Origin of the sequence: Streptomyces sp. NBC_01116, from assembly GCF_041435495.1 — a bacterium.
Classification (GTDB): domain Bacteria; phylum Actinomycetota; class Actinomycetes; order Streptomycetales; family Streptomycetaceae; genus Streptomyces.
In genome coordinates, this window is record NZ_CP108644.1 from 1,775,025 (window position 1) to 1,789,572 (window position 14,548).

General features: G+C 69.9%; 12 protein-coding genes and 1 pseudogene. 4 read left to right on the forward strand and 9 right to left on the reverse strand.

Annotation, left to right across the window (positions count from 1 at the left end; translation table 11 throughout):
* The first annotated feature begins 39 nt into the window (after positions 1-39).
* Entirely contained in the window at positions 40-1,491 is a 1,452-nt protein-coding gene (locus tag OG245_RS07680; RefSeq protein WP_371622779.1) for a peptidoglycan D,D-transpeptidase FtsI family protein, read from the forward strand.
* Between the two features lie 352 nt (positions 1,492-1,843).
* Here the strand turns inward: OG245_RS07680 and OG245_RS07685 are convergent, their stop codons facing one another.
* The 7 genes from OG245_RS07685 to OG245_RS07715 all read right to left on the reverse strand — a co-directional run bounded on the left by OG245_RS07685 (position 1,844) and on the right by OG245_RS07715 (position 9,544).
* Positions 1,844-3,409, reverse strand: a complete 1,566-nt coding sequence (locus OG245_RS07685) for a carbamoyltransferase C-terminal domain-containing protein (protein ID WP_371622780.1) — start codon at positions 3,407-3,409, stop codon at positions 1,844-1,846.
* Positions 3,410-3,469: 60 nt separating this feature from the next.
* On the reverse strand, positions 3,470-4,276 hold the full coding sequence (gene hisN / locus OG245_RS07690) for a histidinol-phosphatase (protein WP_371622781.1): 807 nt from the start codon (positions 4,274-4,276) through the stop codon (positions 3,470-3,472).
* A gap of 82 nt (positions 4,277-4,358) precedes the next feature.
* Positions 4,359-5,048: a methyltransferase gene (locus tag OG245_RS07695; RefSeq protein ID WP_329353959.1), complete on the reverse strand. Its 690-nt coding sequence runs from the start codon at positions 5,046-5,048 to the stop codon at positions 4,359-4,361.
* Positions 5,049-5,077: 29 nt separating this feature from the next.
* Positions 5,078-6,367 carry a DegT/DnrJ/EryC1/StrS family aminotransferase gene (locus OG245_RS07700; protein ID WP_371622782.1) on the reverse strand — a complete coding sequence of 430 codons (1,290 nt, stop codon included), beginning with the start codon at positions 6,365-6,367 and terminating at the stop codon, positions 5,078-5,080.
* A 67-nt stretch (positions 6,368-6,434) separates the two neighbouring features.
* On the reverse strand, positions 6,435-7,451 hold the full coding sequence (locus OG245_RS07705; RefSeq protein WP_329353961.1) for a Gfo/Idh/MocA family oxidoreductase: 1,017 nt from the start codon (positions 7,449-7,451) through the stop codon (positions 6,435-6,437).
* A 90-nt stretch (positions 7,452-7,541) separates the two neighbouring features.
* On the reverse strand, positions 7,542-8,015 hold the full coding sequence (locus OG245_RS07710) for an NUDIX hydrolase (protein WP_371622783.1): 474 nt from the start codon (positions 8,013-8,015) through the stop codon (positions 7,542-7,544).
* Between the two features lie 686 nt (positions 8,016-8,701).
* The gene (locus OG245_RS07715) at positions 8,702-9,544 is read right to left on the reverse strand and encodes a methyltransferase domain-containing protein (protein ID WP_361329922.1); all 843 of its coding nucleotides are present in this window, start codon (positions 9,542-9,544) and stop codon (positions 8,702-8,704) included.
* 250 nt (positions 9,545-9,794) lie between these two features.
* Here OG245_RS07715 and OG245_RS07720 point away from each other — a divergent pair.
* Positions 9,795-9,989: pseudogene (locus OG245_RS07720) on the forward strand (transposase); the annotation flags it as partial.
* 127 nt (positions 9,990-10,116) lie between these two features.
* The gene (locus OG245_RS07725) at positions 10,117-11,385 is read left to right on the forward strand and encodes an MFS transporter (RefSeq protein WP_371622784.1); all 1,269 of its coding nucleotides are present in this window, start codon (positions 10,117-10,119) and stop codon (positions 11,383-11,385) included.
* Here the strand turns inward: OG245_RS07725 and OG245_RS07730 are convergent.
* Both OG245_RS07730 and OG245_RS07735 read right to left on the reverse strand, forming a co-directional pair.
* A complete protein-coding gene (locus OG245_RS07730) occupies positions 11,371-12,546 on the reverse strand; it encodes a hypothetical protein (RefSeq protein WP_371622785.1) in 1,176 nt (391 codons plus the stop codon). The two genes, OG245_RS07725 and OG245_RS07730, sit on opposite strands and share 15 nt — an antisense overlap.
* Positions 12,543-13,505, reverse strand: coding sequence for a 5-dehydro-4-deoxyglucarate dehydratase (locus OG245_RS07735; protein WP_371622786.1), 963 nt, complete (start codon positions 13,503-13,505; stop codon positions 12,543-12,545). The genes OG245_RS07730 and OG245_RS07735 overlap by 4 nt, the downstream gene beginning before the upstream one ends.
* Before the next feature lie 208 nt (positions 13,506-13,713).
* Between OG245_RS07735 and OG245_RS07740 the strand changes: the two genes are divergently transcribed.
* A complete protein-coding gene (locus OG245_RS07740; protein WP_371622787.1) occupies positions 13,714-14,523 on the forward strand; it encodes an NAD-dependent epimerase/dehydratase family protein in 810 nt (269 codons plus the stop codon).
* Positions 14,524-14,548: the final 25 nt, after the last annotated feature.

Consider the following 14,548-nt stretch of genomic DNA (forward strand, 5'->3'; position numbering starts at 1 on the left):
GGGAACGGCCGGGACGCGCCCGCTCGTCCCTCCAGCGGGATGAACAAGACAATCAGGCGCGCTTCGGTCTTCTGTCTGCTCATGGTGCTCGCCCTGCTGGTGCGGGCGACGTGGGTGCAGGGCTACCAGGCCAAGGCGCTCGCAGACGACGAGCACAACCGGCGGAACACCATCGCGCAGTACGCGCGGCCGCTCGGGGACATCATCGTGGCCGGTTCGCCGGTCACCGGATCGAAGGGGACCAGTGGCGGCGACCTCCAGTACAAGCGCACCTACCCCCAGGGCGAGCTGTACGCGCCGGTCACCGGCTACAGCTCGCAGGCGTACGGGGCGAACCAGCTCGAAGGCATCTACAGCGACGTCCTGGACGGCACGGACGACCGGCTGAAGAACCCGAAGGACCTGCTCACCGGCGGGCAGGCCGACCCCGGCAACGTGCTGACGACAATCGACCCGGACGTCCAGAAGGCGGCCTACGAGGCGCTCGGCGACACCAAGGGCGCGGCGGTGGCCATCGACCCGAGGACCGGCCGGATCCTCGGCATGGTCTCCACCCCCTCCTACGACCCCTCGACGATCAGCGGGACGGCGGACCAAGACGCCTGGCAGGCCCTGCTCGACGACCCGGACAAGCCGCTGGTCAACCGGGCGATGCGGCAGCCGCTGCCGCCGGGCTCCACGTTCAAGCTGGTGGTCGCGGCGGCCGCGCTGGAGAACGGGCTGTACGGCTCGGTCGACGAGCGCACCGACAGCCCCGACCCGTACACCCTGCCCGGCACCACCACCGTGCTCCCCAACGAGAACGCGTCCGCCCCCTGCGAGAACTCGACCCTGCGCACCGCGCTCCAGTACTCCTGCAACAACGTCTTCGCGAAGGCGGCCGCCGACCTCGGCCAGGACGAGGTCAAGGAGATGGCGGACGCGTTCGGGTTCGACACCGAGAAGCTGGACGTCCCGGTGCGGGCGGCGAAGAGCGTCTACCCGACCGGCATGGACAAGGCGCAGACGGCGCTGACGGGGATCGGCCAGTTCGAGGTCACCGCGACCCCGCTCCAGATGGCGATGGTCACCTCGGCGCTGGCCAACGGCGGTGAGCTGGCCGCGCCGCACATGGTCTCCCAGGTGACCGACGGGGACGGCACGGTGCTGGAGGAGACCGCCGACGGCGACACCGAACGCGTGGTGAAGGAGTCGACCGCCGAGCAGTTGCGGAGCGCGATGGTGACGGTCGTCGAGGAGGGCACCGGCACCAACGCCCGGATTCCCGGGGCCGAGGTCGGCGGGAAGACGGGCACCGCGCAGCACGGCGTGGACAACAGCAACACCCCGTACGCCTGGTTCACCTCGTACGCGAAGGACCGCGACAGCGGCAAGGAGGTCGCCGTCGCGGTGATCGTCGAGGACTCCGGGGCGGCGCGCTCCGAGATCAGCGGCAACGGGCTGGCCGCGCCGATCGCGCAGAAGACGATGCGTGCGGCGCTGGAACGGTGACGCGGGGGGCGCCGGAGCGGTGCCGGGCACCGCACCCCTAGCGGACGGCGCTACTTTCGAAACACGCCCTAGCCCTGACCGAACCCCTCAACCTGCCCAGGTTCCTCGTCGCCCACCGCCCCGTACAGCCGATCAGGCTGCACGCGGACGACCCGAAGTCCCTGTGCGACGCCGTCGCACAGGCGTGAACCACCGAGCCCGCAGCATCATTCTCCACGGCGGCGCCATTCAGGGCGTAGCGCTGGACGTCTCTCTGCGGACAACCGCGCGACATTCCTGTTCATGTGTACCCCGGGCGGACACGAGCAGTTTTTCATCAGGCACGGGGACGGGCCCGCCGAGGGCGGAGACGTCACCGCCGCGGGGTGATGAATGTGTCGTTCACGACGTATCCGTCCAGCCCGTGGAGTTCGCCGTACGCGATCAGGTCGCTGCTGTGGTTGATGAACCCGCGTCCTGAGTAGTTGAGCGAGGTGTTGCAGAGGACGCTGAATCCAGTCAACTCGCGGAAGGCGGAAAGGAGTTTCGCCATCTCCGGGTTGGCCGTCGGATGGACGGTCTGGGTGCGGGCTGTTCCGTCGACGTGGGTCACCGCCCGCAGTTCGCGGGACTCGACCTGGCTGAAGTACAGCATGTAGGGATCGGGCACTCCTCCGCTGAACCAGCGGCCCGCGTCCTGCTCCAGACAGATCGGGGCGATGGGGCGGTAGCTCTCGCGCTGCTTGATCTTGTTGAGCCTGTCCGTCGTCTGCTCGGTGAAGGGAGCGGCGAGAATCGACCGGTTCCCGAGCGCGCGGGGGCCGATCTCCCAGCGGCCGCGTGCCCAGCCGACGATGTTCCCGTCGTGGAGGTAGCGGGCCACCTCGCTGTAGTCGAGCGGCCGGATCTCATAGCGCTGGGAGTCAAAGGCCACGTCCTCGACGAATTCGCCGCCCGCGTAGACGCCCCAGTCCAGCCCGGCCTCCCCGGTGTAGAAGTGCTGGGCGTCGATGGCGGTTCCGATCGCGGAGCCGCTGTCGTTGGGGCACGGTGGGACGAAGACCGCGGGGAAGATTCCGCACTCGCGCCAACGGCGATTCCATTCGCAGTTGAGCCCGCAGCCGCCGGAGATGAGGAGCGGGAGGCCTTCCGTCAAATGCTCCCGGGCGTAGGCGTGGAACCGGTCGAAGATGGCGTCCGACAGACGGGCGGCGAGGTTCTTGTACGCGTCCGTCTCCACGCCGATGTTGTAGTAGGGGGAATCGGTCATCCGGTCCTTCAGGCTGCCGGTGATGACCTCCCTCTGACCGAGTACGAAGTCGATGACGTCCCGCTCCATCGGGGTGGGCAGCCGGTCCTCGGCGAATCCGGCCAGGGCCATCTGCTTGCCCGCATCCTGGAAGCGGACGAACTCCTCGTGCGAGCTGTACTTGGGGTCGGCGAGCGCGAAGCCGTAGGAGTACTTGTTGCCCGGGTAGTTGAGCACCTCCTGGAGATGGGTCACCGTCCCGCGCTCGTCGATGCGGTAGAACGAGCCGATGTTCCCCTCCCATACCAGGCTGTAGAAGGGCTGATCCCTACGGAACGACGACATTCCGTAGGACGTCATGATGTGAGAGCGCTCGTGAGTGGAGGAGAAGACGCGCACATTCTTCCCGAAGAAACGGCCGGCGTCGTCCGAGATCGCGGATTCGCCCACACCGAAGTATCCGGCACGGGAGGGTTGGTCGGTGGCCTGGGTCCCCTTGATCCAGCCGCTCACGGCGATGACGTCGGGCTGTTTGTCCAGCCGGTCGGCCGCTACTGCGAACACCTCGGCCGTCAGGGTGCTGTAGCGGAGGAAGGAGTCCTTCTCGGCTTCGAGGGAGAAGAGCAGCTTCCCGTCCTCGACGGCCGCGATTGCCCCGTCATGGCCTTCCTTGAGGGAAAGAATCAGCATGATGGTCCGTTTCTCTGTGAATGCGCTGCGAACTTCCGCACTGACCGTGGGATGCCGGGATCAGACGGCGCTGGGACCGGTTGCCGGCGAGAGGATTTTCAGGGCGAGCCGATGCAACTGCGGGTTGGCGGACAGGGCGCCGGTGCCGTGGTGGGGCGAGGCGCCCAGGAGATCGGTGCAGATACCACCGGCTTCCGCCACGAGGATCTGTACGGCGGCGATGTCCCAGGGGTTCACGACCGGTTCGGCCGCGATGTCGAGGGTTCCTTCGGCGACCATGCAGTGCTGGAGGAAGTCCCCGAAGGCGCGGTCCTCCCAGCACTCCTCGGCCAGGCGTAGATAGGCCGCACGGGAGTGGAAGACGTCCCAGGTGCGTGTGCTGGTGGTGGAGAGGTAGGCGTCGGCGAGACGGGTGCTGCCGGAGACCCGCAGGGGCAGGGGGGCGCTGCCGACCGGCCCGCGTCGCAGCCAGGCGCCCCGTTCGGCCGCTGCCCACCAGCGGCTGTGCAGGGCGGGGGCGCTGATCACGCCGACGGTGGGCCGGCCGTTGTCCAGCAGAGCGATCAGTGTGGCCCAGACCGGTACTCCGCGCAGGAAGTTCTTGGTTCCGTCGATGGGGTCGAGCATCCAGGTGCGTCCGGCTGTGACGGAGCCACCTGTCTCCTCCCCGGCGAAGGCATCGTCGGGGCGGGCGGATGCCAGTGCCTCGCGTACCGCTGTCTCGACGGCGGTGTCCGCGTCGGTCACGGGTGTACGGTCCGGCTTCTCCCGGACCCTGAGGTCGAGCGCCTGGAAGCGACGGCCGGTGATGCGGTCGGCGATGTCGCTCAGTCCCAGGGCCAGTTCGAGATCGTCCTGTCGTGCCATGGGGCGCCTCACTGCACTCTTCGGGGGGTTTCGGGGGCTCGGCCCACGGCGGATCCGGGCGGAGCGACCAGGGGGTGCGGGACTACTTCGCGTGCAGCTCGAGCAGGTGGTATTCCATGACCCGGACCTCCTCGATCCGGCGCACCCGGTGCAGCAGTTCGACCCGCATACCGGATTGCGCGGCGATGGCGTCGAGTCGTTCGCGGTCGCCGAGGTCGGCTGTGCCGAGCAGCAGCCTTCCGCCGTCGGACAGGTGCTCGGGGGCGCCGGCGAGGTACCGGGCCTGGCCCCGGTAGCCCGGATCGAAGACGGCGGAGTGCAGGTCTGTGGAGAGCGAGAAGTCGTCCTCCACATAGGTCCAAGGCACGTTCCAGAAGATGACGTCGAAGCGGTCCGAGGGGTCCAGTCCCGCGTACATGTCACTGTGGAGGACGCGCATCCGGTCGCTGACACCGTGACGCTCTGCGTTAGCGGCCGTATTGGCCACTGCCTTGTCATTGATGTCCAGCGCGGTGACGGAGGTGCAGCCGGTCAGGGCTGCGGTCACGGAGATGACGCCCGTGCCGCAGCCGACCTCCAGGAACGAGCCGCCGGACGGATACGGCACGATCGAGGCCAGTACCTCGGTGGCGGCGCTCAGGGTGCTCGGGAAGACGCCTCGGTGCAGGCTCCATTCCCGGCCCAGCAGGGTGAAGGAGTCCGGCAGGTCTTCACCGACGAGGGCGTGCTGGAGGGCTTGGGCAACGGTCTCGGGGGTCTCCTCGACAGTCATCGTCTGTGCCTTTCGGGCGGCGGTACGGGTCATTGGTTCGGCCCGGCGGCATACCGTACGAGCGCTTCGCGGTGGCGGCCGATCTTGCGGAAAGCCTCGGCGTACTGGTCGATGAGCGTCTTGTCCTCCGGCCAGTTGGTGAACGTGGGCAGGGACAGCGCGTGCTGCTCGACGTGCTCCGCGCGAGAGCCGCTCTCCGGCGGGACGCCCTTCTTCGCCGTGCCGGGGAAGAGCGGGTTCTCCCGGCGGGCGTAGAGCGGCAAGGTCGAGAGCCGGGGGCCGGAGGGAGCGCCCACTTCCATGCCCTCGGCGCGCAGCGCCTCGATGAGGACGGCGCGGGGGACACCACCCAGTGCCCCGGGCCGGTAGAGCGGTTTGTAGCCGTACCAGGCGCCCATGTCGACGTGGTCGGCCACGTGCACCGGCTCCAGATAGGCCACGTCGCCGAGCTGCCCGCCCAGGTGGCGCAGACAACGGTGCCGGGCCTTCATGCGTGCCGGGAACGCCGCGAGCGCGTGCCGGGCGACGATGGCGTTGAAAGGCGACATGCGCAGTTTCAGCCCGAAGCCGGTGACCCAGTGCGTCCGCAACTCCTCGTCGAGGACGGCGTCCCGGGACCGGTCCCGGTAGTGCCCGAGGAGCGTGGCGCGATCGTGCACCTGGGGGTCGCTCGTGACGAGGATGCCCCCCTCGCCCGCGTAGACGGCCTTGTTGGCCTGGAGGGAGAAGACCGCGGCGTCGCCGAAGGTGCCGACGGGCCTGCCCTTGTAACGGCTGCCGTGGGCGTGGGAGCAGTCCTCCAGAACGCGCAGCCCGTACCGCTCGGCGATCTGGAGGATCGCGTCCATGTCGCAGGGGTGGCCCCACTGGTGGACGACAGTGATCACCTTGGTGTGCTCGGTGATCGTGGCCTGGAGCGCCTTCGGGTCGAGGCCGCGGGTGTCGGGGTCGATGTCGGCCAGGACCACGTCGCCGCGGAGGGCGAAGACGGGGCTCAGCGCCGCGTGGTAGGTGAGTGCCGGTCCCACGACGTCCACGCCTTCGCGCACCCCGAGGGCGAAGTAGGCGGCGAACAGAGCGCTGGTACCGGAGTTGAAGGTGACGGCGAAGCGGGCTCCGCCGTCCAGGAAGGCGAGGAAGTCGGACTCCAGTCGGCCGATAGGGCCGCTGTTGCCCTTGATGGAGATGTCGGTGTTCCGCTGCTCGGCCAGTTCGGACAGCTCCGCCTCCTCGGCGGGAGGTGGCCAGACTTCGTGCGGGAGCGGCTGCTCGATCACGGGCCTGCCGCCGAGAAGGGCGAGCTGATCGGTGGTGGTCATGTGTCCTTCCTGTCTTTGCGTGAGGCTGGGGAACGGCGCGTCAGACCTGGGCGGTGCGTGTACGGGGTCAGGCACACCGGTCGGCGAGCTCGTTTCGCTCGCGCAACCGCTCCCGGTAGATCCCGTCGATCGTGCGCACGGCGGCGAGCTGACGCTGGAGGTGGTTTTGGCGGTAGTAGCGGTCGTCCAGGTGCTCCAGATGGTGGGCGATCATGGAACGCACGGCGTCGATCTTGGCGCCTTCCCAGGTGTGGCGCTCCAGCAACAGCCCCCCGACGGCGTGCAGGGTGGCGACCCCGGCATCGACGTTCAAGGCGCCCTCCGTACCGAGCACGCAGAGGTGCTCGATCTTCTCGTGGCTGTGGCGGGAGATGCGCAGCGAGCCCGTCAACCCCGTCGAGGAATAACCGCACATGAGGCTGACGAGATCCTCCAGCCGACGATCCCGCATCTCCTGGTACTGGTGCACGAAGGCGGAGTGCACCCGAGGAGGTTCAGGGAACATTCCGCAGAGCACATCGATGAGGTGGTAGCCCATGTCGAGGAGCACCCCGCCCATCGCCTGCTCCCGCAAGGCGCGCCAACCCGTGGTCGGATGGGCCAGGTTCAAGTGGTAGTCGTAGGAGAACCAGTAGGGCTGCCCGATCCGCGCGAGGTTCTCCTGGGCGAACTGGAACGCGGGGTGGAAATTCCGTTGCAGCAGCGTGAAGACGCTGCGGTCAGCCCGTTGTGCCAGGGATACCAGTTGCCGGGCCTCTTGTTCTGTGACGGCGAACGGCTTCTCCTTGATGACGTGCCTGCCGTGCGCCAGGAGTTTCACACAGACTGGGAAGTGGTCACTGTGCGGCACGGTAACCACTGCGACATCGAATTCTACCTTCTCAAGCGCCTCGCCGAGGGCGTCGTAATGCGGGAAGCCCCATTTTTCGGCAAGCGACGAGGCCGCCGGAGCCGGGTCCACGCCGCCGACCAATTCTGCATTCTCCTGAACGACCGGCAGATACTCCTTTCCCTGATGTCCAGCAAATCCGACCACCAGTACTCGCGGTCGCGGGCGCACGTTCTTCAACCTGTCACCGGGCATGCGGAATATCCCCTCGCAGAAGATCTGAGGATGACGTGGGCATCCAGAAAGGATCGTGGAGACACCGATGGGACTCTTGTGGCAGCGGGTTCAGAGGAACCTTCCGCGCTTCCCGGAAGAATTGGAGAGCCAGGCGTGTCCTGCGGTCACCACGCCCTTGATGAAGTTGCTTCCGCTGCCCCGCGCGTTCTCGTCGAGCAGCGATACTTCATCGGCTGCGATCCAGGTGAACTCGGTGTGCTTGTCTCGTTCGAGTGCGGGCGAGGAGAGGTCCCCGTCCACGTCGACGACGTAGTCCGACTCGACGTGCCGCAGTCCGTCAGCCACCCACTCCTCATGGACCACCAGGGCCACAACGCGGCGCAGCCGCCAGCCGGTCTCCTCCGCGATCTCCCTGCCCAGCGCGTCCAGGAGGGACTCGCCTTCCTCCACGGCTCCGCCGACGACGTCCCAGCACCCGGGGAAGAGGCGCCGCTCGGCCGAGCGGCGCTGGACGAAGATCCGGTCGTGCGGGTCGCGGATCAGCGCGCCCACCACGCGTCGGGGTTCGGTCGCCCCGGTCACGTCAGCCGTCCACCGGGCTCGGGAGATCGCACGGTCGGTGAATCCGCGGCAGCGGCCGGCGAGGACTACTGGAGGAACCGAGTGAGGGTCGGGGCCCCAGCCGCACCTGCAGCCACTCCCATCTCCCGGGGAACATGCCAGCCATTTTCTTCCCTCGTTTCACCTGCACGTAAGAGATTTCGTGCGCCAAGCTTCGGGTAGAATGGAAAAGGATTCGAACGGTTCGAATAGAAAATCGAGTTGCCCGACCTGTCGGCGGATCATGCTCTACGCCGGGCCTGATTCTCCGCCCTGAATATTACCTGGAACCCTGCGCTGCACACGCGTTCGAATGCGTCTTCGGACGCCTCATTTTTTCCTTGACGCGGCATCAATTCATATGCTGCGGGTGTGACATTACGGGGTGCTGCATATCCTGCCGGGCGTAGGTTTCCGGAGTCTGCACCGAACCGCGGCCGCTGTCGTCTCGGTCTGCCCGCTCGGTGCGTGAAACGTTTCATAGGTGCACTTCGCTTTGAGCGGACACTTTTTCTTGCCATCGCCGACCGTTGCACGGTCGAACATGTCGGCCGGATTTTCCACTTTCCTGGTCCCGGTGACGCTTCCCGTCGGCCACGAACGCCGGCCCACACGCCTGTCGGGGGCTTGTGGTGCCGCCACGGGCCCCCGACAGGCGTGTGCTTGGTTCACAGACGGCGGGCGACCAGGAAGACGTAGCCGACCTGCGGGAGCGCACCGAACTGGGGAAGTGTGCGCGTGGAGTTGAAGAACTCGTAATGGGGGTCGTCGGCGGAGGGTGCGACATCGGCGAAGGCATCGGCGAACGCCTGGTAGGTGCGCTGGACGTGCTCTCCGATGTCGTTGAACTCCACCACCTCCAGACCGGCGTGGTCGAGGGCCGTACGGAGCTCCGCCGGTTGGGGGAAGCCGGGGGACCCGAACGCCCGGCACGTCCGGCGGACTGTCTCCGCGTCGTCCCCGGTTACCGGCGAGCGGAGCAGCACATCGGTGATGACCAGCGGGCTTCCGGGTCGCAAGGTCCTGGCGATCTCGGTGAGGGCTGCGGTCCGGTCGAGGATGTGCATCATGGACTCGATCGCCCAAGCGCCGTCGAAGGAGGCGGCGTCGAAGGGCAGTGCGCAGGCGTCCGCGTACCGGAAGTCCACCCGGTCGGCGAGGGCGGCAGCGTGCGCGCGGGTCCGGGCGAGGTCGATGTCCTCGTTGCTGACCGAGATTCCCGCCACTCTTGCGCCGGTGGCCCGGGCGATGCGCAGGGCGGGCCGTCCGGTTCCGCAGCCGACGTCCAGCAGGCGCCGGCCGGGTGCGGCGGCCAGCCGAGCCGCCACGCGGTCGGTGAGCCGGTCAGTGGCTTCGTCGAGGGAGCGGTCGTCCGCGGCGTTGTCCCAGTAGCCGACGTGGATGTTCCCGTCGACGGCGGCGCCGTCCGCGGCCTCGGTCTGCTCGTCATGGAGTCGTCCGGCGTCCTGTGACGACGGGACGGTGTGGTGGGGGGACGGGTCATTGGTCATCGATGTCTCCCGATCGTGAGGGTGTGTCAGCTGGTGAGGAGGCCGACCCGCCGCATGACCGCCGAAGCCGAGGACTCGGCGCACGGTTCTTCACAATGCCTCTGTGTGCGGCATCGCGACACGGGGCGACGGCCACTCGGTCCTCGCCTGCCTGGTGGTGGCCCTCGCGCTCGCGCTGTCACGCCCGAGCCAGGACGGAAGGCTCCTGGGAGCGGGGCGCCCGATGTCGGATTCGCCGCCATTCTGCAGAATGTACTTGTCACGCCAGCATGCCGGAAGACGGCCTGACAGTCATCAACGGAGCGCCCGTGAGGTCTACAAGCGCCGCAACCTCGTGGAACGGTGCTTCAACCGGCTGAAGCAGTGGCGTGGCATCGCTACCCGCTACGACAAAATCGCCCAGTCCTACGAAGCAGCCGTCGCCCTCGCATCACTCCTGATGTGGGCGTGGCATTTGACGACAGACCCTAGGGCATCCGCCCGATGCCGCCGCACCGCCTTACTCCGCAGCATGAGCCGCACGGCCCGCACGGACGGGGTGCGGAGCACGAGGCGGAGAGGGCGGGGCGGCAATGGGCGGTCCGGCGGTGGTGCGGGTCCTGCGGGACCCGACGGCGGGGCGGTATCTGGCGGGGGTGGTCGTCTCCGGGTTCGGTACGTCCGCGATGTGGCTCACGGCGGGGATCTGGGTCAAGTCGCTGACCGGGTCGGACAGTCTGGCGGCGCTGACGGTGTGCGCGATGTGGGCCCCGGTGCTGGCCGGGCCCGCGCTCGGCGCGCTCGCGGACCGGATGGACCGGAAGAAGCTGCTGGTCCGGGTCAACCTGGCGATGGCCGCTCTGCTGGCCACGCTGGTCCTGGTGGACTCGGACCGCACCGTCTGGCTGGTCTTCGTGGTGCTGGTCCTCTACGGGGCGAGCGGCGTGCTGCTCGACGCGGCGGAGTCGGCGCTCGTCGCGGGGACCGTCCACGCCTCGCTGCTGGCGGACTTCAACGGACTGCGGACGACGGCCAACGAGGGCATGAAGCTGGTCGCCCCGCTGGCGGGCGCCGGGTTGTACGCGCGGTTCGGCGGCCCGGCCGTGGCGCTGGTGGACGCGGCGACGTGCGCCCTGGCCGCCCTGGTCTTCGCCCGGCTCCGGGTACGGGAGGCCCCGCGGCCCCCGGTGGGGGCGTGGCGCGGTGAACTCCTCGCCGGGTTGCGGCGGATACGCGCCTCGGCCGTGCTGCGCCCGCTGGTGACGGCGGGGGCGGCGACGATGCTGCTGGCGGGGGTGAACGGGGCCGTGACGTTCGGTTACGTCGATGACGTGCTGGGCCGGACGCCGGAGTACGCGGGGGTCCTGTACGCGGTGCAGGGCGCCGGTTCCGTGGCGGTGGGACTGCTGGTGGGGCCGCTGCTGCGGCGGCTGCCGGAGCGGGTGTTCGCGGCGGGCGGGACGGCGTTGTTCGCGCTGGCGGTGGGCGCGCGGTCGCTGCCGCACGACGGGGTGGCCCTGGCGGCGAGCGCGGCGATCGGGTTCGGTCTGCCGTGCGTGCTGATCGCGACGATGACCGCGGTGCAGCGGGAGACGCCGGACGCGGTGCTGGGGCGGACGGCGGCGACGGCGGGCTCGCTGATGACGGCGCCCAACGCGGTGGCCCTGGCGGTGGGAGCGGGGCTCGTCGCGGTGGTGGACGTGCGGGTGCTGACAGCGGTCTGCGGGGCGGCGGGGCTGGTGGCCGCGGCCCTGCTGGCGGCGGGGACGGCACGGCGCCGCACCGCACCCGCGTCGGCGTCCGGACCCGCGGAGGCGCCCGGACCCGAGGAGGCGCCCGGCCCCGCCTCACCCCAGCCGTGAGAGCGCCGCGGCGACCGCCTCCAGGTCCGGGCCCGAGGCGAGTCCCGCGTGGTACAGGCGCAGTTGGTCCGCGCCGAGCGAGGCGGCGTGCGCCGCGTCGCGCTCCAGGGTGCGGGGGCTTCCGCCCATCCCGGTGACGATCCCGAAGGTGGCGGCGCGCACACCGCCCCGGCCGGCGAACGGCCCGAGGACCGCTTCCCGGGCGCTGTCGGGTCCGGTGCAGGGCAGCACCACGCCGTCGGCCACGGCCAGGACGTGGTCCGTCCCGACGCCGGCGTTGGCCCCGGTGCGGTACGGGACGGGGTCGGCGTGCAGCAGCACCTGGAAACCGGGCGGGGCCGCCGCCCGTACCGCCGCGACGGCGGCCTCCTGGAACGCGCGGGCGACCCGGCCGCGCCACCGCAGGGTCGCGTCCGCGCGTCCGGGTCCGAGCAGCTCCGCGATGCCGTCCCGGCCGGCCTCCGGGGAGCCTCCGCCGGACCAGGCCGGTTCCAGGGCGAGGCGGACGGCGGCGGACAGGCCGCCGGGGTCGGCCCCCTCCTCCCCGTACCCCGCGCGGCACTCCGGGCAGAAGCACAGCGACATCAGGTACTGCGCCGCCTCGCCGAGGACCACGCCGGCGACCTTGTCGTGGGCGTGCGGATGGGCGAAGCCGTACCAGCCGCAGGACTCCAGCTCGGTCCCGTGCGTGCCGGGCCGGGCGGCGGCCTCCGCCGCCAGGTCCACGAGGTACGCGCGCACGGCGGGGCGGGCGATGCAGGGGGCCCAGGGGTAGCGGTCCCCGTAGGCGTTGACCACCGAGGTGTCCGGATGCTCCGCGCCGAGCCGCGAGCTGTGCGCGAGGACCACCCAGCTGTGCACCTCCAGGCCGGCGGCGGCCAGGGCTCCCGCGGCCTCCCCGTACGGATCGTCGCCGGCCGTCCAGCTCTGGCGGTACGGGGCGAGGGCCCGCCCCGCCCAGCGGTCCGGGTCCGGCGGATAGAGGACGGCGGCGTACTCCGCGGTGACGACGCGGTGGGCGGGGTGGCGTGGGGTCAGGGCCCGGGTGGAGTGGTAGGCGGAGGCCAGGGTGACCTGCCGTACGCCGAGGTCCGCGATCCGGGCGGCGGCGTCCGGGTCCCCGACGACGTCCCACGGGTAGAGGAACGCGCCCGCCTTCACGCCCCGCCTCCCGCGGAGGTGTGCTCCGCCAGCAGGGCGCGGCCGCTCGCGATGATCTCGATGAGGTCCTTGATGTGCGCGCCGGGCGGTTCGGTGAGCGGGGTGCGGACCTCGCCGACTTCCAGGCCCTGGAGCCGGACCCCGGCCTTGACCAGGGAGACGGCGTATCCGCGGCCCTTGGCGCGCAGTTCGACGAGCGGCCGGTAGAAGTGGTCGAGCAGCCCGTCGGCCAGCGCGTCGTCGCCGGAGTCCAGGGCCCGGTAGAAGGCGAGGGCGATGTCCGGGGCGAAGGCGAAGACGGCGGAGGAGTAGAGGGTGACGCCGATGCCCCGGTAGGCGGGGCCGGTGAGTTCGGCGGTGGGCAGCCCGTTGAAGTAGAGGAAGCCGCCGTCGGGCCGGTGGGTGCGGACCGCGCTGACGATGCGCTGCATGAGGTCGAGGTCGCCGTGTCCGTCCTTGAGCCCGATGATGCCGGGCGTGCGGGCCAGGGCGACGACCGTTTCGGGGGTGAAGATCGCGTTGTCGCGCTGGTAGACGATCGTCTGCAGGCCGGTGGCCGCCGCGAGCGCCGCGTAGTGCTTCAGCAGACCCTCCTGGTCGGCGACGACGAGGTAGGGCGGCATGGCGAGGAGTCCGTCCGCACCGGCCTCCTCGGCGGTGCGCGCGTACTGGACGGCGAGCGCCGTCCCGTAGCCGGTTCCCGCGAGGACGGGGACCTGTCCGGCGCTCTCCTCGACGGCGGCGGCGACCGCGAGGCGGAACTCCTCGGGGGTCAGCGCGTGGAACTCGCCCGTGCCACAGCAGGCGAAGACCGCGGCGGCTCCGGCGTCGATCCCCGCCCGCACATGGGCGCGGAAGACGGCGAGGTCGACGGTGCCGTCCGGCCCGAACGCGGTCACGGGGAAGAAGAGCGGCCCGGCGACTTCGCTGAGCCGGGCGGCAAGGGGGGCTGAGGTCACGGGCGCTCCCTGAACAGATACAGGCGTGCACAATTCTGATCGGTGTCCATATTTCTGAACATCGCAACGCTAAGGCAGCCTCCGACGGCAGGTCAAGGCAGCCGCGAGCCCTTGACGCACCCCATCTCCGCTCCTTAGCTTGTCCACGCATGTGAATGCCAGCCAGGATTGCGCACAGCGCCCGCGTACGCCCCGAGGAGATCCCCGTATGACCGCTCCCCGTACCGTCCTGCTCACCGGTGCCGCAGGCGGCCTCGGCACCCTGATGCGGGGGCTGCTGCCCGCGTACGGATACGACCTGCGGCTCTTCGACCTGGTACCGGTGGAGGGCGAGCCCGGGGCGATCACCGCCGACCTGAACGACCGGGAGGCGCTGCGTGAGGCCGTGCGCGGGGTGGACGCGGTCATCCATCTGGCGGGCATCTCGCTGGAGTCCACGTTCGACAAGATCCTCCGCGCCAACATCCAGGGCACGCACCGCCTCTACGAGGCCGCCCGCGAGGAGGGCGTCCGGCGCATCGTGGCCGCCTCCTCCAACCACGTCATCGGTCACACCCCGCGCCCGGCTCCGGGCGATCCGCCGATCCCCCTGGACGCGCCGCGCCGCCCCGACACCTTCTACGGGCTCTCGAAGTGCTTCGGCGAGGACCTGGCCCAGCTCTACTGGGACCGGCACGGGCTGGAGACGGTCTCCGTGCGCATCGGGTCCTGCTTCCCCGAGCCCACGTCGGTACGGATGCTGTCGGTCTGGATGAGCCCCGGCGACGGCGCACGGCTGTTCCACGCGGCCCTGACCGCCGAGGACGTCGGGCACACCGTCGTCTACGGCTCCTCCGCCAACACCCGTCTGTGGTGGGACCTGGCCCCGGCGCGGGCGCTGGGCTACCGGCCGCTGGACGACTCGGAGCCCTACGCGGCGAAGCTCGTCGCCGAGCAGGGCGAACTGGACCCGGACAACCCGGCGCACGCCCGCGTGGGCGGCCACTTCGCGACCGACCCGCCGATCTGGCCGCACTGAGCCGCGCCGAGCCGGCGGGGAGGAC